Genomic DNA, 19,794 nt, shown 5'->3' on the forward strand with positions numbered 1-19,794 from the left:
TGGCCGTCCAGTTTATCGCGTCTTATACGTTTGGGACGCGGAGCCTTATTGCTCCTATTAAGCTGCGAGAAGTTCCTGAGTTTGCGTAGTTACAGCGCATTCCGGAATTGATATACGGATGAGTTCGATAGCTTCAATGCAGGGACGCGATCTACGGTTTCGATCGTAGTATCCGTGCATGTAATTCGTGAATACTTGGAACTTACGATCCAGGCGTAAGTATTTCGGAGTATCTGCGTACATAAAAAGACACCAACGTAAAGCGTCGGCGTTTGATTTGGTAGTTAACGTAAATAGTGGGCTTTTACGACCTGACTGACCGGAGGGGTGCTCTTTAAGCGTTGTATTAATCCCTCTCTTTAGAAGCGCCTCCTGCATCTCCTCAAAGAAGTTCTTTGTCGCACCACATATCGATAGTTGAAGGTCATTCCACTGTTTTCCATGTTTTATATTTCCGTCACCTTCGAACACGCCCCGCGTAAAGTCCCAGAATAGAAAATCGGGAAGATTGGGTACGGAGGTATTGAACGTCTTATCGTTCCTCGCCATTCCATGTGTGAATAAGTCCTCCGTCATACTCTTGCGACAAATCCGAAGATAAGCGAACTGTCTACCATCTTCATGCTCTCCCTGGAAAACAGGACCAGTAAATCGCATTGCTTTTTTGATCTTTTCGAGCACGTCAATATCATGCAATTTAAGCATCAGGCGAATCTGCCCACTCTTCTCATTAACAGAGCCGTCTGTAACTAACCACCCAAACACCCACGCGTTTTCTCTATCCCACACCTTAAAGAAGTCCTCATTAACACTGTGTATCTTGCGTATTAAATCCCCCAAATTACCAAACCCCTTCGGCTCGATTCCTTGAGTAAAGAGCCGCGCAGAGCGTCAAGGTCACGCCTTTTCGGTGATCAGCCTATCGCGGCAAAGAAAAATCGCCCTATTCGGCGGCCAGTATTTTTGGATCGCGTATCGCAGTTACGACATGGGCACAACACGGATGGAAAATTTCATTACGCGGCAAGTCGCCGATATAACGGTAATTTCCAGGTGCATCCGGCGTAAGTTTAACGATCATTCCCTCGTATCCGCGGCATTTATCAACCGCGTTATGCTTCGATATGACTCCGTAATAAGCACCGCGTCCTACTGCTTCGTTAATCGTAGACTCGCGCTGTGTTGCCGCCATCTTCGTACGCGTCAGCATTTTAACGTAATTTTCCGGAGCCCAGCGCCGTCCTGCTGCGTCAATTATTCCGGTATCAACCGCGCTGCCTAGCGTTTTCTGCATCCGCTGTAGGATATCGGCACTGAGCGTGCGATTACCGTTAATGCCGCGCGTTAAATTCGCACGCATAGAGTCGGCGGTTACCTGGCGGATGACTTGCTTAACACGGCGGCTTACGTTATTTGTTACCGCGAGTAATTCCGCTTGAGTATCCGCAACGGCTGACGCTACAAACTCGCGATTGATCCGGTTAAACTTAACGATCTTCCGCGCCTCTTCTAACGTTTCCGCCGCGCCGAGCTGAACGATAGCGAGCGCAACGCCATCCGTAGCAGCTAACGGAATATAGCGGTCAACCCACGCCGCCGATTCCGCATTTAGCCCACGCAAAATAGCCGCAACCTCGGCGAGGGCGGCTTTCGAATTAGCGCGAGATAAATCCGTTAAATCTAAGCGTGAGAGTTCGGCGGATATCGCCAATAATGCGTTTTTATATGCGCGGACGAGAAGATTGACGCTGTAATCGTACGTCGGCTCCATTACGCAGCATCTCCGTTAAATATCGTAGAGTCGACCGTTCCGAGCGTCCGCGTCTCATCCGCATCGATCCGCGCTATAATCTCGGCTGCTATTGCGTCGTCTACTCCGTCAAGCGTCTTAATTGCGTCCTGTACAGAGAGCGTCGGCTTATTACCGGTTCGAATCTGCGCCACTTCTGCGGCTTCTTTTTCGTCGATCGGAACGCCATCGCGCCAGTTAATGCGCGGATAAACAGGATCATATTTTACGAAGCCCGCAACGTCTTTATTGGCGTAGTTTTCGAGCTGCATCGCGGTCCATATTGCGTCACGTAAAGCGCGATCAACATGCGCGCGGATACGGTTTACTTTCGCTAGGATCGGCATGAAACGAGCTTTAATTGCGCCGCTATCTGTATGTGACGTGCCTGTTCCGCCCTTATCTGAGGCAAGCGTTGTTCCGAATAACCATTGCGGCGTTTCCGACATTTGGTACACGAGCCCGAGTAGTACGTCGAGTTCCGTAAAAGCGGAGGTTAGCTGTCCTTCCCACGTCATATAACCGGGAGTCGCGTCTTCCTTGGCAACCGGTATATAACGTCCGCCTCCGCGGAGTGTTCCCGCATTGTCTTCGCCGTCATCTCCGATGTCTTCCGGTCCATACATCCAAGGGTCGCTATGCTTCCAAAGAATATAATCGATCTGTACTAACCGCTCGTTAATCGCGCTCAGTACGCTTTCTAGCTTCTCAACTCCGTTAATGCCTTCCCAACGGTCATCAACGCTTTTATACGGAATATGATGCACGAGTAAACGGTCGGTTCCGGTAGGCTCTATATCTTCCTCGCGTCCTGTCGCAATTTTATCGCCGATTAAATACGTTGAGATCGGAACTCCCCAATCGCTGTTAACGCCAGCCTCCGAAAGCTCGTAACGCTCATGTACGATATAGCCCGGAATATGGCGCTCAACGACGAGATAAGGAACATAGGAGGCAGCTTTACCGTAGAGCCAACGAACAATTTTTCCGCCTGGCTCCTCGACCCAATCGACCCACGCGATATTAATTGCCTTAAATTTCTTCCGCGAGCCGGTCGACAATTCTGGAAATACGATATCCGCGCGTACAGATTCGATAATTGGTTCGAGTACGGGCTTCGGCGGTTCTAATCCGAGTGCTTCCGTTTCGCTGATGTCGGCTCGCGCGTCATAATACGTCTTAATAAACGAATCGCCCCGATAGCCTGCGCCGATTACCATTTCGTGAACCATCTGCGTTAAGTCGTTCTCTTCAACGATCGAGTCAAGGCGTTCCTGCTCGCGTGTGCCTGCGCCGGTTCCCGCTTCGTATGTCGGAGGCTCTCCGGTCAGCAAATCCGCCGGCTTCGTAAGCAATATATCCATTAAGTTAACCGCGATGAACAGCGTTTTAAGCTGCGCGGCATGTGGCGTATCTTTTAGTAGAGACGAGGCGCGATCGTAGATTTCCGGATGGCGTCCGTCGAATATCGTTTTACCGCGTTTATAGTTGGCGAGGCGCGGTATGTGTGCAGGTGGCGGGTAATAGGCACCGGGTTCGAATAACTTCGATATGCTAATCGTCCTCCTTTCGTTTACATTCCGGATGGTTTATTGCGTATCTTCTTGCGTCCTGTTTTCGCGATGCTGACCGCCATTTCCAAAGCGTCCGGGAGGTCGTCATGCGTTCCTGTCGGATACATTTCGAATTGCTCAAGTAAAAGCGCGTGCTTCCGTGAGAATTGGATTTCTCCGCTCTCAACCGCCGGCATTAGCGCCTCAATCCGCAGTCCCTTACGTGAGCGCTGATATATTTCCTTAACGCGTGTTTGCGCCGGATATCCCGCAGTTTTAAGCGCGGTCTTTAGTTGCGTTACGAAGAACTCTTGCGCCGCTTGTGCTTCCGCTGCGATTGCGTTCGGTTGAAACCGTAGCGCCTTTTCGACGATTACACGCAAAAAAGCGTCCGGCTTTATCCGTTCGCCGAACGCATCGATTACGTATTTAGTTCCGGTCTTTTTATGGCGCGCGATCGTTATTATAGAACTGTAGTCACCGCGCGTCTTACCCATCGCGAAGTCTACGCCCATGTAAATATCGTAAACTGCGTCAGCCGGTCGCGGATATTGCGATAGCGCGTCTTTTAACTGGTCGCTATCCCAATACGTGAATGTCTCCGGATTGAATATCATTGATTCCTCATCGACCGGATTATTCATATACTCCGTATTAAACGCCTTACTACCGTTGTCCCACTTCCACGTCATTAGCTTCCATATCGGCTGAGCTTCCGGCCATAGTACGACGCATCCACGTTCCATTTCTTCGCGGTTCATATCGTATAAGGCGCGTGCTTCTTTAACGCGTTCTTCCTTCGACCTATCCGGATCTTTATATACGAGTCGGCACGCTTCCCATAAGTCCATGCGCTCAGGCCATTCGATAACCGCGCGGTAGACTCGCGATTTAAAGTCTGACCGATTGTACAATACGTCAACGAGTAGCGCTTCGTGATGGACCGTTGTTCCCATATATACGAAGGCTGTACGTTTGCCCTTAGGTCCGCCGAGTGGCATTACTGTCTGGGAAAACCAATCCTTCATTTTTCTACGCAGTTCCGGCGTAGCAGCATTCGATTTAATATCTTCGAGGTCATCGCAAATGATAAGGTCGGGGCGCTTTTGATTCCAGTTACGTCCGCGTATTGCCTGGCCGGTTGACGCCGCTTCTACTTTCGCCAGCATGCGTTTCGTACCGTCTTCACGCGGTTCCCAGGCGATAAATTCGGACGAGTTATCTTTCGGATTCTCCTGTTGCTTGGCGCTAAGTAACGGTCCGAAGTCCGTCCGGAGCTTTTCGTTACTCTTAAGCTGCAGCGATATCCAATCGAGGTTAGCGCTCGAAACTGCCGGCGTCTCTGATATCGTAATCACGTACCGCCGCTTACGGTAACAAATCTCGCGCAACGGAAACGCCTTTGATAAATACGTTGATTTACCGTGAGAACGAGGCGCTGCTTCCGCCACCTTATCATTTATGTGCACGTTGCTTACGTCGTCCATTAACCCGCATATCTCGCGGTGAAAGTCTGGCGCTTGAGATACATCCGTAAGGTCGAAGTCTTCCCAATTTCCGTCGTTACCGGGATTGCGCGCTTCCGAGAAATACTCTAATGAAAATTCGAGTAGATTACGTTCGCAACGGTTAATACGCTCTAACCGCTCAAGCTCTGCAACCTGTTCGTCGATTAAACGCTGATCTTCTTCCGAAAGAGACGCGATATCTACGCCAGCCAACGAATCAATGAGTCCGTTAATGCCGCTGACTACCGTGTTGCGTTCGTCTCGTCCGTTCCATTTGCCGTCAATCCATGCGATAGATATCGCCTCCCTTCCGTATAGGCGTAAATTACCGTTGAATTAGCGCTTGAACTACGTGACCCTTCCGCTTATACTCGGAAAGAGGTAGGCGCGCTAATTCGACGGTGATTTAACGGTGAAATTACGCTACGTTCAATATTTCGCAGTTCAATGTATTTAGGATGTCGTCCAACTTTCTGTTATAGTGCACTTGTCTTTTTTCAGGCAAACGCTTTAAGAAATGACTGATATGGAGTATCCTTGTCTTATTAGTTAATTTACGATCTGCATTCTTATTGCCCCGCAGAAACACTATAGTAAGCGACTCGCAGTTTGGCTCGTACTTTTCAACCGTTTTACATAGGTTTATAGTTGTTTCTGATAGTTTCGCGTCATACCACGAGTCCCCTACGATAAAGTCCGGTATGCAATCGCCGCGCCGTTCCTTGACGTAGTGGACTCCGATTTCATGGAAAATATCGCCTAGCACTTCCTCAAACGAGTGACCTGCGAATTTGTAAGGGTCCGTATTATCACGTGGTAACCTAGATATCCCGAAGTAGTCGCACGCCTGGAGTACTCCGCCAAATCTTCGGTCTAAGGCGTCCCCCATCGGATCAAAACGTTTTCGAAACTCCATAGGCGTAATACCATCGCTTGATGACATACGTAAAGCTTCCGAAACCACATCGTCGGTCCATATACGCCGATTCTCGTAAGCACCTCGTATTGCTGCGGTCTCAACGTAAGCGGCTCTTGTCTGCGTTATGCCGAGCTCGGAGATCGCATTTTTCCAGCTTCCGAAATAAGTTTGCGCAGACCTCACGAGGTATGACGGGACTTTTGTTGACGTCATCGGATGCCCCTCCGCAGCCAGTCGGAGTAGCTCAGAGGATACACACTCCTTCGTACGTTTGATGTTAGCCACGTGCAGCACCTCCAAAAGTCAAAGTTAATTTTTGATACGCGGAAATCTGTAGCACCAGAATTCACTTTATTGCTTTGGGGCGTTGGGGCTTTACAGCACTAAAGCGTTGAAGTAAATAAATAGATTAAATTATGCACCGTTTATGCAAGACATGTGCACAAAATACGTATTCTGCGCGGATGTACTAGTCAACAAACCGCGCCACTACGCCATTCTCCCCGCGTGCATAATCCGCCATTATACGTTGCATATACATTTACCAGTACCCGCGTAGTAAGAACGCTGTAACCACGCGGCTTATCGCCATTTAACGCAATATTCCGTTTCCAGTTTATGCAGCGTTAATTGAGCGCACATTCCTCCGTTTATACAACGCTTATGCAACGTTAAATACGCTGTACTACGGTGAAGTCCGAAAGTTTCCGGAGGGTACGCGTCAGGCGACCCGTGCAGATAAAACGGAGCCGAGTCGCAATCAGTCGCATTCACCTGCGCGAGTTCCTTCATATAATAGCGCGTTATTCCTCCGTATCCGACTCCGCGTCCTTACGCATCCTCATCGCCTCAATACGCTGCCTCAACGCTTCTACGTCTACACCTTCGCTACCCTTCGTTTCCACTTCGACCTTATCCGTAAGCAGTCCGTTAATCTGTAACGCTAACTTCGCCATAGCCGCGTTACCATCACGCATAGCAATGACCGCTAGTGACTCGATTAACTCCGGTAGCTTCTCTTGACTATTCCGCACCATCTGGCGCTTTAACTCCGCCTCGAATACCGGATTCTTCTTCCACTCGAATAGCGTTGATCTGTGTACGCCTATGATCTCCGCTATCTCTTCGTACGTCTTACCTCCGCGTTTAGGCTGCGCCATCCACGCTATAGCATCGTACTGTTCTTGCGTTAGCTGCTTCGCTATAATGTTCGCCTCCCCTCCGTGTATTAGCGCCTCTATACGCTACCCTAACGTTTATACTTCCGCGCTATAATAACGCCTAAAACAACGCTACTCATACGCTCGGGCAAAGCGTACGAACAGCGCTACTTGATCCGTTACCACATATCGTATTTCCCTGCGCTAGGAACCGTTGTTGTATACGGTGCTATCCGTCCGTCTGCGCAAGTGATCTCCGGTCTATACGTATCCCACGGTATCACTACGCCTTTATTGCGCGGAGTAGGAACGTTCTTATTAACGCCGCCCTCTACGTTTACTAACCGTATAACATCCGCTATCTCCTGCGCTGTTCCTTCGATAATGATACCGTTAATAGTCGCTTTCATTACGCTATCCCTCCGCTCACTTAGCGTTCGCTTAGCGCTTAACTGCGCTTTAGTATCCGCGCTATTCTATGGGCTTGCCTACATGAGATACTTCGATGAATAATCACCTTGTATCTATCAGACAAAGGTTTGAGCTTAAGTGCTTGTTCAGCCAAAAGCAGGCTTCACACCTTGTCGCTGGCGCGCCTTCGGAACATGTTATTTAACTGCGCTCAAACTTTTATTAAAGACCAGCGTAGTTAGATAATAGTTACACAAGGCACGGTTTCGGCCGAAGTGTAGGCGCAAGTTACGGAGTAACTAAGACTATATATCTTTTTACCCCTAAAACGCCGAGATCCCATACGTGGCGCGGATTCCCGGCGTTTTTAGGTGTACGAATAAGGTCACCTTTTCCGCCGATTTGTACGAATAAGGTCACCTTTTTATGCGGCCGACCCGTTAAATAACGCAGTCACACCGTCCGACGGAGCCGCATTTCCTCGATAGAACACACGAGGATTAAACGAAAACTTACGCTCTCTGCCGAGTGAGTGACGCATAATCACGTACTCCCCCGCGAACTTAAGTTGCGGCAGTCTCCGCGATAATGTCTTCTCGTCCACTCCGATCGCACTCGCCAGGCTCTTTACGTTAAACCACCGTATCTTCTTCGGATCACGTTCGTTAGGATTCGCGCATAACGCGTTCTCCTTAACGTGAACAAACGGAAGCATCCGGTACATTAAGCCGAGGTCGACCGCCTTCACTTCGCGGTAAGCACGTTTAATCTTCGCCGTGTATGTGCGCACGACCATCCGGCTTTGCGTAGTGCCGCGGAAGTGGTAACGCGGATTAACGTAATAGCTATCGTGCTCGTCCTTCGTAATGATTCCGGAGTCAAGACACGCGCCGAGGAAATCGTAGAACGTTTGGCGCTTCCTACGCAACTGTAGTACGTCCATCATTTCCGCAGTCGTCAGCGCCTTGTTATCCGAGCCTATGATGCGTCCGCCGTCGTAATCTACGTAACACTGTAGAACGAGTAAATAGCCGCATTGCGCGGTGGTTAAACGCTCAATTACGAAATGGATCGCGTCCATCGACGTAAAGGTAAAGCCTGTATTGCGCCCCTTAAACGTCTCACGCTCGAAATGGTCAGCGGCTCCGGCGCGCTGTGACTCCGTTGTTACGCGGTCGCCCGAGTGTAGTACCGTAGCATATATAAGTTCGCCTGTTTCCGGGTCAATTAGCGTTTTATTTTCGGCCAACGTCCGCCACCTCTTTCCGCGTAGCTTTAAAGAGCTTCGTAGGATCAATAGGCTCTATTTTCATATATCCGTTATCTAATAGCGTAATCCGGTGGTTATCCCGCAGGTCAATCGCGCCGGATGCTTCGAGTCTCTCTTCGTAACATTGCCGTTCTCCGCAAAAGGGATTCGCCAGGTATGCGCGCCCACTACGTTTAAACGCAGATCCGCAGAATTTACACGCACACATCATATCCGCACTACCTTATCCGCAATCGAACCATATAACTCCGGCTGATTACTGACCGCGAACATATCGGTATATTTCGTAGACTTAACGTAGCCTAGCTCGTCAGTATATTCGATGACTGGCGCTAGTACCGCCGTTTCCGCATCCGCAATAATTACGCGATGTTCGGCGCCTTCCCACGTAAGGTAATCGTCAGTTTTAAATACTCCGCTGGCTTCCGCACTCTCTAAATCACGCAACGCCTGCGTAGCTTTCTTCGCTTCACGTTGGATCGCCTTTAATCCGCGGATTGTTTCCGCGATATCCACTACGTTTACCTTAACGTTCATTTCGCCAATGTTTCCGGCCATGTACAACGCCTCCTATTCGAGTTATAACGCAAAAAAGGCCCGGGTTTCTCCGGGAGCAAAATAAAAATTTTCTTCAACTATATAGCCGTGAAATCACGCAAAATGTCGGGTATCGGCGTAAATAAAAACGCCACCTCCTCGGAAGGAAATGACGCTATTTTGTCGAAAGTGTACAGACTAACCTATGAAAGGACTACGCTTATGAGCCGATTTATGAAGCCGCTAACCTCTAACGTTCAACTTTATACCGCGCAGCTTGAGCGTATTCCGATCGTCGTGTTCATCGACAACGAACTTATGGGCAGCGGAATAATCGAAGATATTACGAATGACTCCGTTAAGGTGCGCGGCGAGTATTATGTGCGCGATGTCTGTACGTTTAAATACGCGAGTTAAACGTATATGATTTCGCGATACGCGCGGTCTAACTCGCGTATTATCGCCAGCACCTCCGCGTCAGTATGCCACGACTCCCACAACTTTGCGCTAACTATGCGGGCATGAACCGCGCTAACCGTATCCGATCCGTATTTAGCGTCCAGCTCACGTAAATGCGCGCTGTGGTTATCGTAATAATCCATGTTAACGCGCCCCCTCCCGAACTTTCTCCGCAGACTCGCGGTTACACAGTTTGAACACGTGATTCCTATACGATAGCAAGCGATATCGTCGCCAGCCCCAACGGTCATACTCCGGATCAAGGCGTAGCCGTTCTCCGTATTTATCGAGCTTGCGTATATAGTAAACGAGGCGGTCATCAGCGGTTTTCATAGCGGGGTCCTCCGTTATCGGTACGTTTAACGTACCATCCATAACGTAAATATACACTGTTCCGTTTAACGTGTCAATACGTTATTTTTACTTTTACCGTACCGGAAGTTGCGCTATACTAAACGCAGGGGGCGCCGCTTATGAATACAGTCCGGATTAAACTCGCCGCAATCCTTGAAGAACGCGGCATCAGCCAACGTGAATTTTCGCGTATGACTGGAATCCGCCATCCATCCATCGGAGAGATGTGCGCTAATAAAACGGTGCGGCTTCCGTTGGAAAATCTCGCGAAGGTATGCGAAGTGCTCGACATTGAGATAACGGACATACTCGAATTAGAAAAGCCGCGCGATTAAGCTGCGGCTCTTTCTTCGTATACTTCTACACTCTCTACTACGGTAATCTCATTTACTGCGCTCATATCCGCCAACCACCGCGCACCTATTCCGACGCAGTTTACGAACTCTGGCGCAAGCTCGCCGCCAGTATCACGAAGGTTATACGGAACCACTGCCCCCGTCGCAGTATCGCGTTTATACCGCGCAGCCCTCGCCGCGTTTCTTATCTTAGCGCCAGCATCAACGCTAAATTTTTCGTAAGGCGTACGCGCTCGCTTCGTTGGAGCTCGATATTCCTTGCCGTCCGCGCCGTGGGCTTCCGCCGCAGAATCGGAAGTCTCGCGGTCTCGGCGGAGATCAAGTTGGCGTTCGGACATAAACGGATATTCTGAATGTGCGACCTTATGCGGATTCGGGTCCGTGATCTCTTCGTACAATACGGCGTCAGTCAAGCGATCGAGTAGCGCCGCATTAGCTGGAACCGGAGTTGGACGTTGTCCTGGCGATCCTTTTGCGTACCATACGTCGAGTGCGTATTGGTTAAATTCGCCGTGGTCGCGGTAGTATGCGTCTTGGATCGCAGCGATTACGAGCATGCGCGTTTCACGATCGCGGATATCGTAAGTCGCGCCGTTGTATACGTAAGGAATTGGCGGGGCGTCGTCCTCTTTAAATAACGTGCGGAGTGCGAATTCTAGCGCCTCAATAGCGGCGGTCGAACGTTCGATATACGTTTGTTCTATCTTAGGCTGCGCTTTTTGCTGCGTCGTCAAGTGCGCCAACTCCTTCCGGGTTTAAACGTGCGTTTGCGATGTCAACGTGAGCTGGCAACATATCAATACCGACGTAGTTAAATCCGGCCTGTGCCGCAGCTACTAGCGTTGTTCCGCTCCCAACGAATGGATCTAGAACGGCCCCGCCTGGCGGAGTAACGAGCGTAACCAGCCAGCGCATAAGCTCAACTGGCTTAACGGTAGGGTGTACGTTCAGGCCGTCGAGGACTGTTCCGTCTACGCAGGTATTGCGATCACGCTTCGACGCCTTCTTCGAGAGGTCGGCGGGCGATACGTTGAAATACGTGGAGTAGAACGCGTCGCCGTCCGTCGTGATTGCGTTAGCTGGAAAGCGCCCGGCTTCGTGAGGCGCGTACGCTACAGCGTCATAATGCCCAAAGATGCCGCTATCTCCCGTTGTAGCCGTCTGATTACCTGTAACGCCGTATTCCGTGCGATCTCCGTCGGCCCGTCCGATTCTGCAGCCGTCGATGTTAATCGCGCCCGTCCCGTATCTCTCGACCGTTTCGGCTACGGTTCCGGCAAGCGGCTTTCGGGCGACGATAATCGGTTCGTGCGCGGGCTTAAGGGCGGTTCCCCATCCGTCCCATTTTCGGGCGAGTTCTGTTGCTGGCGCGGTTATTTTGACCTCGTTTGACTGCGCGCTGCTCCCGTTGTTCCAGTTATACCGCCCCTCGCCACTGTCTGAACCAACGCCGTCGTACCTTACTCCGATCACCTCGCGTTCGGCCCCGGCCCTTTTATCAAACGCCTTGGATATATCGTAAGATTTCGGAAAGCCGCTAAAATATAACCACTCGATAACGTCGCGTATCTCGAACCCGCCAAGCCGAAGTGCAATCGTCATCAAGTCCTGCGTACGCGTTCCCGCAAATACTAGCGCATGTCCGCCCGGCTTTAATACGCGGAACACCTCGCGCCATAAATCCGGATGCGGTACGAACGAGTCCCACGCCTTGCCCATGAATCCGCCGTGTCCGTGGTCGTACGGTTCGCCCGCAAGCCACTTCGTTAGCACTTCCGCTATGTCCGGTTCCTTCGATAGTCCGTATGGCGGATCGCACACGACGCTATCAAAGAACGCGTCAGGATAGCCGCGCAGTACCTCCGTGCTATCCCCGCATAAAACTACGTTAATTGCGTTATTTTCCGTCATATATTAAGCCGCCTCCTCTTCCGTGGTTTCGTCATCTAGCGGATACTCTACGTCTATTTCTCCGTAATCCCACTTGTGGTAAACGGCCGCGATCTTCTCCGCCGCTGAATCTACGGATTCAACCAGCGTTGATCGCGCGATCCCCATAATCTCGGCCGCGTCCTTTTGTGTCAGGTCAGCGCCATAAACCCACGCAATGGCCTCCGTCTGCTTATCCGTTAGGCCGGCGCTGCTAATCGCACTATGCATGTCAATGAGAATATCGGAAGCTGCAGTATTTCCGGAGAATCTCGCAACGCCTACGTGATGCCGATCACGGAGAAGCTTTTTTACACCCGTCGAGTCGTTCAGAGCATACCGCACCTTGTAGACGCGACTCTCTTTCTCAATATCTACCTTCGATGCTCCCATTAGGCAGCCTCCTTGTTAGTTAAATTAATGGCTATTGCGTATATGATTAGCGGGATCGAATCCATACCCCAGTAACTAATTCTGACTATCGGTATTCCCCTCTTTTTACACCACTCGTCTTTTCTCCTGTCGTGTTCCTTTAGAGCAACAAACCTTCTCGACGCAAGGTCCTTGCTCAGACCTGCAAAGTCCACTGGGCGGAAATGCTGCTCTCCGTCGTATTCAATCAGACAAACAGTCTCACCCTCCCTAACAATGGCAAAGTCGAATAAAAGAGGGTTTCCCTTAACTCCCGTAAGGCCTTCAAAGGACTTCTGCTCCTCAAAAGTAAGCTTAAGCCGCTCTAGCTGCCTGCGAACCTTACGCTCTCCTCTTGATACCCGACAAAACGGACACCCGGTGCCTGCCGTGCGGCAGTATACACTTGAAACCCACGTATGACCGCACTCAGCTCCAATCCAGGAGGCTTTAAAGTGGCTTCCCGGAGTAATCTGGGACGGGACAAGCCCGTTGTTACTCTCAAAATCCCACTCTCTTGCAAGTTCGGGGAATAGCCGCTCCAAGTTGTTTCCTCTTTGAGCCCTTTCTGCTGCAACCATTCTCGATTTGATGGACGATCCGCAAATCTTACACCTATCAATTCCGTCTTTCCGCGACTGCAGGACATCCTTGAAGTTCCTGTTCGGAGTCTCCTTACCGCAGATGTCACACACCTTCACTACCTTAGTGTGACTGCCTGGAGTGAGGTGGGATGACATAACGAGAATCTTTTGTCCCATCTCAAAACTGTAGCCATCTCGCGTTTGCCTTCTCGGCACCACGTACCCATAAGATTCATAGTGCTTAACATTTCTGGAGGTCACGGTTATCTCCACTAATTCCTCTTTAACTGCCGAAGCCACCCGCCCCTTTATACGTGATTTTGCGGAGACTGGCGCTAGAGACGCGGACGCGTCTTATATGAACGAAACCGCGAGTCTCCGCTGTTATGAATTATTCAAACGTTGAAATTTGCGAATATTAGCCCGCAATCGTCCGTACTTGCCCGAGTTCCGCCGCCATGTGCGCTTCTTCGCATTCTCCGTCATGTGTGCGCTCGCCATCCGCAAATATAGTTACCGCATCGCCTACGTAAATCTCTCCGTTACACCATGCGCAGTTAGCGGAGACGCGCGGCTCAGTCGGCGGCTGGAAGCGGTCCAGGTCCATCCGCCGTCACCTCCGTATTCTCACGTTTCGCCAGCGGAGTCCGATCGTCGTAGGGGACCGCCTTAATCGCGTCAATCCGTCCGTACATATAGCCGGCCTCGTAGCCTGCGCGGTAATCATCGTTGTTCATTCCGGCCAGTCACCGCCCAAGTAGCGCATAATCTCGTCAATCTGCGCGTACAACTCCGCGAGCGTCCCGTTATTCGTAACGGTAAAGTCCGCAGCGTATCCGTCGAGCGCCGTTTCCGTTCCGTGCGCAAGGTCCGTATAGTCGAAGACGTCCCCCGAGTTGACGGCGCGTTCGATACGGATGCCGTCCGGTGCTTCAACGCGGAGGAGGACGTAGCCGGCGGATTGGAGCGCGGTAAATTCGTTAGGCTGACGGACATCTGTGATGACTACGGGTCGCGCAGGAACCGCCAGCGCGTAGACGTAATTGAACCACGTAATTCGTTCGAAACATTTCCGCACCCATACGTCCGGATCGCGTTCCCGCACCGCCTGTCCGAACCATTGATACAGTTCGCGCGGCTTCGTTCCCGGCGCAGGCTCTCCGAACAATTCGTGAGCATAGCGTTTGAGTTCGTCGCCGAACGCGAACTGCGTATATCCGTATTTGGACGCAAGGTAATCGCCAGCAGCGGACTTTCCTGAACGGAGCTTGCCGATGAGACCGATATTAGGTAACGTCATTCTGCGCTCACCTCCGGAATTAATATTGCGGTCATCTTGCGGAACTTATTCGCGGGATGCCATACGCTATCTTCGTCTTGACCGCAGAGCCGGCGGATTTTACGTCCGTTCGTCCATACGTTTAGCACGTCGATCTCCGCGTCGAGCGGTAGCGCATTGAGCATCGCGATTACTTCGTTGACCGGGCGCTTCATATTACGCAGCTCCTTTCAGCGCGGAGGAAGCAGCGGAAATGCCATCGTCCTCACGTGAGTCATCAATAACGCGTACTGTCTCGAATCCGTCCCACTCTCCGCCAACAAACCGGTAGCCTTCGGACAGAACGGAAGCAATCGTGAATACTTGCGTATCTGCTGCGTCATAACTATTCGTCCAAAGAACAACGTCACCGACGCGCACTTCCTCCGGCTGTGGACACGTTAGATACTCCGTTGGCACTTCGAGGCCCAGCGCTCTATATAACGCGATAGCTCGTCCGATATGCGCGTTGAACGTTTCGCCTGGCGCACATTTCGCGATACCACGCGCAACAATCTTACGCCCACCGTACGTCTCGATAACGAGCGCTACTACCGTCCGTTTATCCGAACTCACGACATATTCGACCGTATGTGTCACGATACCAGACCCGCGAGGCCAGAAGCGTAATTCTTCGCGCGCAATCGGAGTCCCGGCGAATTTGTGCGGATTGCTAATGTCAGCCTTTGCACGCTCAACGATTTCGTCGCGGATTTGCTGCGCGGACTTAGGCGCTTTACTGAACGTCGGCAGCGTGTTATCAACGGGACCGGACGCGACTTTAACGTAAGACGGCGAGCTGTCCGTTTCGAGCGCGAGGATGCGGCTCTCAAGCGCGGTATTGCGCTTTTCTAATTGCGCAATCTTACGTGTGAGCACCGTAATGTTCTCCGCGTATTGGTCGGCGAGGGGTAGCGCGGATAATAACGTTGAGTCAGCGGAAGTTAGCGGTTCGAGTAAGGCGTATTTTCCATCGGGATATGTTCCAAACTCTCCGTCGATGTATGAGATACCGCCATCCTTAATCCGCGCATCTCCATGCACGGTGATTACCTGCCCCACGCTAAATGCGCAATTACCCGCTGTCATAATTACGCGATCGCCTACCACAGCCTTACGGTCGACCATGCGGAAGCGCTCGTTATTGATTACGAGGATTTCCGTAGGTTCGAGGACAACGTATTCCGCGCGAACAACGTCAATGAATCCGTCCTCATCGTGCGTCATCGTCGTATCAATCGACTCGTCGCAAAACTGGTCATTACGTGTACATACACCGATACTACCGACAACTCCGTTATCTGCGCTATCCGATGCGACGACCTTCACCGTTTCACCTACGTCCGCCTTCCGCTTAACCTCGCGATATTCACGTAGGACACCGCCGAGCGATTCGTCGGGGAGGAGCGTAATGCCAGCGCTGTCGGCATCCGTTTCTAACGTGAACCAGTCGCGATAACTTTCGCCTTCTGCGTCGATTTCGATCGGCCAGTGATTGCGGTCGCTTGCGTCATCAATAATTACGTAACATTCGTTGCCAAGACAATCCGCAGTATCTACGACCTCATAGCGCTTCCCTACCGTAATATCGATATTTCCCGTGTGACACCGTAAATACTTCGTAGTTTTCTCCATTAATAACCGTCTCCCTTATCGTTTAATTTATGTGCTCCACCGTTGGCGCGGCGGGTTCTTGCGCATGTGCTGACGGAGCTTTGCCCGTTAACTCCGTAAGACATGCGCTATTTATTGCTCATCCCCGTAATTCTCGTCGATAAATCCCGCGATTAAATCGAATTGCATATGCGTCAGCATTACGGAACGCTCCGCTATATCAACGCCGTGCCATCCCGTCATAATTGCGTGAGGATCGGCGTTAGGTCCGCTAACTGCGAACATGGCTCCGGTTATTAGGCCAGCGCGTGCCTGCGCTGCTAATGCGTCGAATGCGGCGGCGATTTCGTTCTGTACGCATGGGAACGGGGTTACTGTTGCTGCGTGCGGTTCGCTCATTAATCCGCCTCCTTTACGTTAATATTTCGAATAGTCCGTACCAAAACGCTAAGCATCCGATAATTACGACAGACCATACCGCGATGAATTCGAAGTTAATACGTTTCACTCAGCGGTCACCTCCGTGAATGGTGCGTAAGGAATCGGCGGATTAACGGGCGGTTCGATGGTCACTTCCGTAAGTTGTTCCGCGGTGAATACGCCGACCGCGACTTTAGCATCGCTATACCACCGGTACGGTCTGAGATCGCGTGCCTCTTTCTCCGCTCGTCCGCGAGTTTTATACGTCCGGATTGCGCTGTCCTTCCGATAAGGCTTCCCGTCAATAAGGATTACGTAGATATCGTTGTTCACTCAGCGGTCACCTCCCGTTTAATACTGCGGACCACATCGAAGCCTTCCGGGTAACGAGCGCGTAGTTTAGCTACGTTCTTCTCCGCGATGCCAGCGAGCGATAATCCGGCCGTATTAGCCAGCGCCGCCACATACCATAGGACATCGCCGAGTTCCTTTTCGAGTTCAGCGGCATCAAGCGTGTGTCCATGAAATACGACTTTCTTGAGTAAGTCCGTTACTTCGCCGGCCTCTCCGCTAAGTCCCATTCCGAAGTTAGCGAAGCGTTGTTCGTCGGTGCTCACCGTTTGGCTGTTAGCCGTACGTTCGGCCGCCGCTTGATACTCCGTAAATGTAATTTCACCCATCCGCTCACCCCTCCGTAGTCTATCGAGTAACTCCGTACGCTTACGCTTTCTGTCCGCCATGATTTCGTCTTGCGGGCGGTCGATGATGCGCTGCGCTTTTCGTTGCGCCATCATTCCACGGGCTCCATCGCTGTTATCCGCATGATTGTTCCGCCGCAATGACCGCGACTTCTCTTAGCGGAGGATAGCGAATCGTGCGCTTTAATCGAAGGCTTCGTGCTGCTTCCGCCACCTTTCGGGTATCCCGTAACAATTCCGTTAGGATCAATGTGAGCCAGTACGTATAGTTCCTTCGCTATCATCGGTTCTGGCGGTGACAGCTCCGCTTTGATCGCGTCAAGCATTTCCGTTAGCTGAGCGAGGAGAATGGCGTCAGATTCAGCGTCAGATATGCTCGTTGCAAACTCGTCTGCAGTCGCGAGCAACTCGTCAATCTCCGCGTCCAGTACTTCCGGGATTTCAAATCCGGAGTCGGACAGTGTTACTGCGTATGAGCCAAGCGCCGCAATCATTGCCGCTAATTTAGCGTTCATTCTACCGCCCCTTTCGCCAGTATTAATGTTACTGCGATTAGCCCAAGCGAGATATCAACGGAGTCAGGTGTGTAATAGCCCGCCCAATATCCGACGAGCAGAACGGCCCAGCAGAGCGCTGCAATTCCGTATATAATCCGCATCATTCCGCAGATACCTCCCGTTCTTCAATTACGAATATTGCGCCGCGCTGTTCGATGATATCGTATTTACGCGCATCGATAACGCCGCCCGGACGGAGTGTGACTTCGTGTGTGATCGGAATGTAGTCCGGCTTTAGCACGCTTAGTACGATTAACAATGCGCCTAATAGCGATAAGATTGCGAAAATCGTAGGCCACAAGCGTTCTCCCATACGCCAGCCGATTACGGATATGCCCGCAAATACTAGGAATACGAAGCTTCCGTAAACAATCGAGCCGACGCTGTAATCAACAACGCCACCATACGTATTCAGCACGTCCATTAGGCGGCAACTCCTTCCGTAACCACAGCGCTATAGTCAACGTCGGTGTCGTCGATTACGTCGAAGGTGCTAGCGTAGTCCCATTTACCGTTGTCATACCAAAACCCGTTAGGCGACGTTTCATGCTTACGTGTTAGCTTGCGGATTCCGTTGTCGTACGGATGCTGTCTGCGCTGAACTACCGCACCTACTTGCGGTTTATCCGGTTGCGGCGCGTCCGTATATTCGGTCGGCACCGTCAGCCCAAGCGCCTTACGTAGCGCGATCGCTTTGCCGATTTCTGCGTGGAATACGTCGGCTGGCGAACACTTTGCGGTGAACTTAGCGAACAACGCACCTCCGCGTTTAACGAGCGCCGTCACCGCGCGTTTATCACGGTTAACGTGGAACTCGACTGCGTAGTACATTCCGAATAGCGGAGACTCCTTCGGTAGGTTCGCGAACGTGCTTAGACCAAAGCGTTTCAACTCCGCAACGTCAGCGGTCGCCTTTGCGATAACCTGTGCGCGGTTCAATTTCGGAGTGCGTGCGATAACTGCGCCGGAGTCCGCAACAGTGAACGGTGAGTCTACGATTCCTCCTGCGCTGATACCCGGCGCTTCAAGTTGCGGCAGAATTGCGCGAATCTCGGCGGCGTTGTCCGCGACGAACTGACGGAAGGCTGCGTAAAGGGGATCGGCAGAGAGCGGTGACGGTGCGATAGACTCCGTGACGGGTTCGAGGACTACGTATTCGCCTACTACGATGCCCACCGCGCTTAGGCGTTCCGCTACTCCGATTACTGCGCCTTCATGTTCAGCGTGTGTTTCCGTTACAGTAAACACATCGCCGTTCTCATAGAGACCGCCAGTAGCCCACGCGTTTACTACCTTAATTCGTTCCCCCACCGCTGCCTTACGTTTAACTTCGCGATATTGTTGCGTTGTCATTACTGAACCGCCTCCTCGTTTATATTGCGCGGCATCTGCGCCTTACATAGATAAAGCCGACGTGCTCGGAAGTCCCGCACACTTTTACGGAAACTTTTTTCGTCGTCCGCGCCTTACATAACGTATGGTGCCGCCGCTCCACACTTCGCACACTTTTAATGAAAAAAAACGGAGAGTCGGCGAAATTAATCGCTAACACTCCGTTTAAGGCGGCGCTGAGCCTCCGCCAGTTTCCGTTCATACTTCGCCGCCAGTCCGCTAAACACTTCGACCGCACGTTCGAGTTCCGCGATCTCAACGAGCTGGGCGCGTTCAAGTTGCGTGGTTAGGCGGTCAGGTTCGCGCGTCATGTTTGCGCGGTCCATGCTGTAACCATGACGGAGAATAATACGCGTCCGCAAGGTTCCGTCGACTGTGCGTAATGTATCTCTACGTCATATCCCAGATCGGCCCAGTGCCTTATCGATGTGTTGGCTTTTTCTGCAAACTCTGGAGTATAATCCGAAACGTGTGAATAACCTACGTATTCCCTCATGCCGCAACCCCTCCGATTTCATCGATTAGATTTTCGCGTAATAAGTACGCTAGGCAAAC

General features: G+C 51.4%; 27 protein-coding genes. 2 read left to right on the forward strand and 25 right to left on the reverse strand.

The genetic code is table 11. From position 1 onward, the window contains the following. Window positions 1-57: 57 nt before the first annotated feature. From MKY63_RS00715 to MKY63_RS00760, 10 genes are all read right to left on the reverse strand, one after another. A complete protein-coding gene (locus MKY63_RS00715) occupies window positions 58-840 on the reverse strand; it encodes an LAGLIDADG family homing endonuclease (protein ID WP_339811128.1) in 783 nt (260 codons plus the stop codon). A gap of 103 nt (window positions 841-943) precedes the next feature. Further along, on the reverse strand, window positions 944-1,771 hold the full coding sequence (locus MKY63_RS00720; RefSeq protein ID WP_339811130.1) for a phage minor capsid protein: 828 nt from the start codon (window positions 1,769-1,771) through the stop codon (window positions 944-946). Then, window positions 1,771-3,153, reverse strand: a complete 1,383-nt coding sequence (locus MKY63_RS00725) for a portal protein (RefSeq protein ID WP_339811132.1) — start codon at window positions 3,151-3,153, stop codon at window positions 1,771-1,773. The genes MKY63_RS00720 and MKY63_RS00725 overlap by 1 nt, the downstream gene beginning before the upstream one ends. Before the next feature lie 209 nt (window positions 3,154-3,362). Then, window positions 3,363-5,063, reverse strand: a complete 1,701-nt coding sequence (gene terL / locus MKY63_RS00730; protein ID WP_339811135.1) for a phage terminase large subunit — start codon at window positions 5,061-5,063, stop codon at window positions 3,363-3,365. A 205-nt stretch (window positions 5,064-5,268) separates the two neighbouring features. Continuing rightward, window positions 5,269-6,054 carry a hypothetical protein gene (locus MKY63_RS00735; protein WP_339811138.1) on the reverse strand — a complete coding sequence of 262 codons (786 nt, stop codon included), beginning with the start codon at window positions 6,052-6,054 and terminating at the stop codon, window positions 5,269-5,271. A gap of 518 nt (window positions 6,055-6,572) precedes the next feature. Continuing rightward, window positions 6,573-6,929 (reverse strand): phBC6A51 family helix-turn-helix protein, encoded by a 357-nt coding sequence (locus tag MKY63_RS00740; protein ID WP_339811141.1) that lies wholly within the window; start codon window positions 6,927-6,929, stop codon window positions 6,573-6,575. A gap of 179 nt (window positions 6,930-7,108) precedes the next feature. Continuing rightward, a complete protein-coding gene (locus MKY63_RS00745) occupies window positions 7,109-7,339 on the reverse strand; it encodes a hypothetical protein (protein ID WP_339811144.1) in 231 nt (76 codons plus the stop codon). A 425-nt stretch (window positions 7,340-7,764) separates the two neighbouring features. Then, window positions 7,765-8,589 carry a hypothetical protein gene (locus MKY63_RS00750; protein WP_339811147.1) on the reverse strand — a complete coding sequence of 275 codons (825 nt, stop codon included), beginning with the start codon at window positions 8,587-8,589 and terminating at the stop codon, window positions 7,765-7,767. Further along, a complete protein-coding gene (locus MKY63_RS00755) occupies window positions 8,576-8,821 on the reverse strand; it encodes a hypothetical protein (RefSeq protein ID WP_339811149.1) in 246 nt (81 codons plus the stop codon). Before MKY63_RS00755 ends, MKY63_RS00750 begins: the two co-directional genes overlap by 14 nt. After that, window positions 8,818-9,168, reverse strand: coding sequence for a hypothetical protein (locus tag MKY63_RS00760; RefSeq protein WP_339811152.1), 351 nt, complete (start codon window positions 9,166-9,168; stop codon window positions 8,818-8,820). The genes MKY63_RS00755 and MKY63_RS00760 overlap by 4 nt, the downstream gene beginning before the upstream one ends. A gap of 201 nt (window positions 9,169-9,369) precedes the next feature. Here MKY63_RS00760 and MKY63_RS00765 point away from each other — a divergent pair, with 201 nt between their 5' ends. Together MKY63_RS00765 and MKY63_RS00770 are read left to right on the forward strand one after the other, a co-directional pair. Next, the gene (locus tag MKY63_RS00765) at window positions 9,370-9,564 is read left to right on the forward strand and encodes a hypothetical protein (protein WP_339811154.1); all 195 of its coding nucleotides are present in this window, start codon (window positions 9,370-9,372) and stop codon (window positions 9,562-9,564) included. Window positions 9,565-10,079: 515 nt separating this feature from the next. Continuing rightward, complete coding sequence (locus tag MKY63_RS00770) at window positions 10,080-10,295, forward strand: helix-turn-helix transcriptional regulator (RefSeq protein ID WP_339811156.1); 216 nt, start codon at window positions 10,080-10,082, stop codon at window positions 10,293-10,295. Here the strand turns inward: MKY63_RS00770 and MKY63_RS00775 are convergent. The 15 genes from MKY63_RS00775 to MKY63_RS00845 form a co-directional block, all read right to left on the reverse strand. Then, window positions 10,292-11,050 carry a hypothetical protein gene (locus MKY63_RS00775; protein WP_339811159.1) on the reverse strand — a complete coding sequence of 253 codons (759 nt, stop codon included), beginning with the start codon at window positions 11,048-11,050 and terminating at the stop codon, window positions 10,292-10,294. The genes MKY63_RS00770 and MKY63_RS00775 overlap by 4 nt on opposite strands. Continuing rightward, window positions 11,022-12,227 carry a site-specific DNA-methyltransferase gene (locus tag MKY63_RS00780; RefSeq protein ID WP_339811162.1) on the reverse strand — a complete coding sequence of 402 codons (1,206 nt, stop codon included), beginning with the start codon at window positions 12,225-12,227 and terminating at the stop codon, window positions 11,022-11,024. The genes MKY63_RS00775 and MKY63_RS00780 overlap by 29 nt, the downstream gene beginning before the upstream one ends. Before the next feature lie 3 nt (window positions 12,228-12,230). Then, entirely contained in the window at window positions 12,231-12,638 is a 408-nt protein-coding gene (locus tag MKY63_RS00785; protein ID WP_339811165.1) for a DUF134 domain-containing protein, read from the reverse strand. Further along, window positions 12,638-13,513, reverse strand: coding sequence for a zinc-ribbon domain-containing protein (locus MKY63_RS00790; RefSeq protein ID WP_339811167.1), 876 nt, complete (start codon window positions 13,511-13,513; stop codon window positions 12,638-12,640). Before MKY63_RS00790 ends, MKY63_RS00785 begins: the two co-directional genes overlap by 1 nt. Window positions 13,514-13,973: 460 nt before the next feature. Further along, entirely contained in the window at window positions 13,974-14,540 is a 567-nt protein-coding gene (locus MKY63_RS00795) for an adenylate kinase (protein ID WP_339811169.1), read from the reverse strand. Beyond that, on the reverse strand, window positions 14,537-14,734 hold the full coding sequence (locus MKY63_RS00800; RefSeq protein WP_339811172.1) for a hypothetical protein: 198 nt from the start codon (window positions 14,732-14,734) through the stop codon (window positions 14,537-14,539). Before MKY63_RS00800 ends, MKY63_RS00795 begins: the two co-directional genes overlap by 4 nt. 1 nt (window position 14,735) lies before the next feature. Beyond that, complete coding sequence (locus MKY63_RS00805) at window positions 14,736-16,193, reverse strand: hypothetical protein (protein ID WP_339811174.1); 1,458 nt, start codon at window positions 16,191-16,193, stop codon at window positions 14,736-14,738. Window positions 16,194-16,304: 111 nt separating this feature from the next. Further along, window positions 16,305-16,571: a hypothetical protein gene (locus MKY63_RS00810; protein WP_339811176.1), complete on the reverse strand. Its 267-nt coding sequence runs from the start codon at window positions 16,569-16,571 to the stop codon at window positions 16,305-16,307. A gap of 105 nt (window positions 16,572-16,676) precedes the next feature. After that, window positions 16,677-16,925 carry a hypothetical protein gene (locus tag MKY63_RS00815; protein WP_339811178.1) on the reverse strand — a complete coding sequence of 83 codons (249 nt, stop codon included), beginning with the start codon at window positions 16,923-16,925 and terminating at the stop codon, window positions 16,677-16,679. Next, complete coding sequence (locus tag MKY63_RS00820) at window positions 16,922-17,263, reverse strand: nucleoside triphosphate pyrophosphohydrolase family protein (protein WP_339813412.1); 342 nt, start codon at window positions 17,261-17,263, stop codon at window positions 16,922-16,924. The genes MKY63_RS00815 and MKY63_RS00820 overlap by 4 nt, the downstream gene beginning before the upstream one ends. 119 nt (window positions 17,264-17,382) lie before the next feature. Further along, entirely contained in the window at window positions 17,383-17,805 is a 423-nt protein-coding gene (locus MKY63_RS00825) for a hypothetical protein (protein ID WP_339811180.1), read from the reverse strand. Continuing rightward, a complete protein-coding gene (locus tag MKY63_RS00830; protein ID WP_339811182.1) occupies window positions 17,802-17,951 on the reverse strand; it encodes a hypothetical protein in 150 nt (49 codons plus the stop codon). The genes MKY63_RS00825 and MKY63_RS00830 overlap by 4 nt, the downstream gene beginning before the upstream one ends. Then, entirely contained in the window at window positions 17,948-18,271 is a 324-nt protein-coding gene (locus tag MKY63_RS00835; RefSeq protein ID WP_339811185.1) for a hypothetical protein, read from the reverse strand. Before MKY63_RS00835 ends, MKY63_RS00830 begins: the two co-directional genes overlap by 4 nt. Next, window positions 18,271-19,200, reverse strand: coding sequence for a hypothetical protein (locus MKY63_RS00840; RefSeq protein WP_339811188.1), 930 nt, complete (start codon window positions 19,198-19,200; stop codon window positions 18,271-18,273). Before MKY63_RS00840 ends, MKY63_RS00835 begins: the two co-directional genes overlap by 1 nt. A 346-nt stretch (window positions 19,201-19,546) precedes the next feature. Then, on the reverse strand, window positions 19,547-19,735 hold the full coding sequence (locus MKY63_RS00845) for a hypothetical protein (RefSeq protein WP_094878033.1): 189 nt from the start codon (window positions 19,733-19,735) through the stop codon (window positions 19,547-19,549). Window positions 19,736-19,794: the final 59 nt, after the last annotated feature.

Origin of the sequence: Paenibacillus sp. FSL R7-0189 (assembly GCF_037969925.1) — a bacterium.
In the GTDB taxonomy this organism is placed as follows: domain Bacteria; phylum Bacillota; class Bacilli; order Paenibacillales; family Paenibacillaceae; genus Paenibacillus_AQ; species Paenibacillus_AQ odorifer.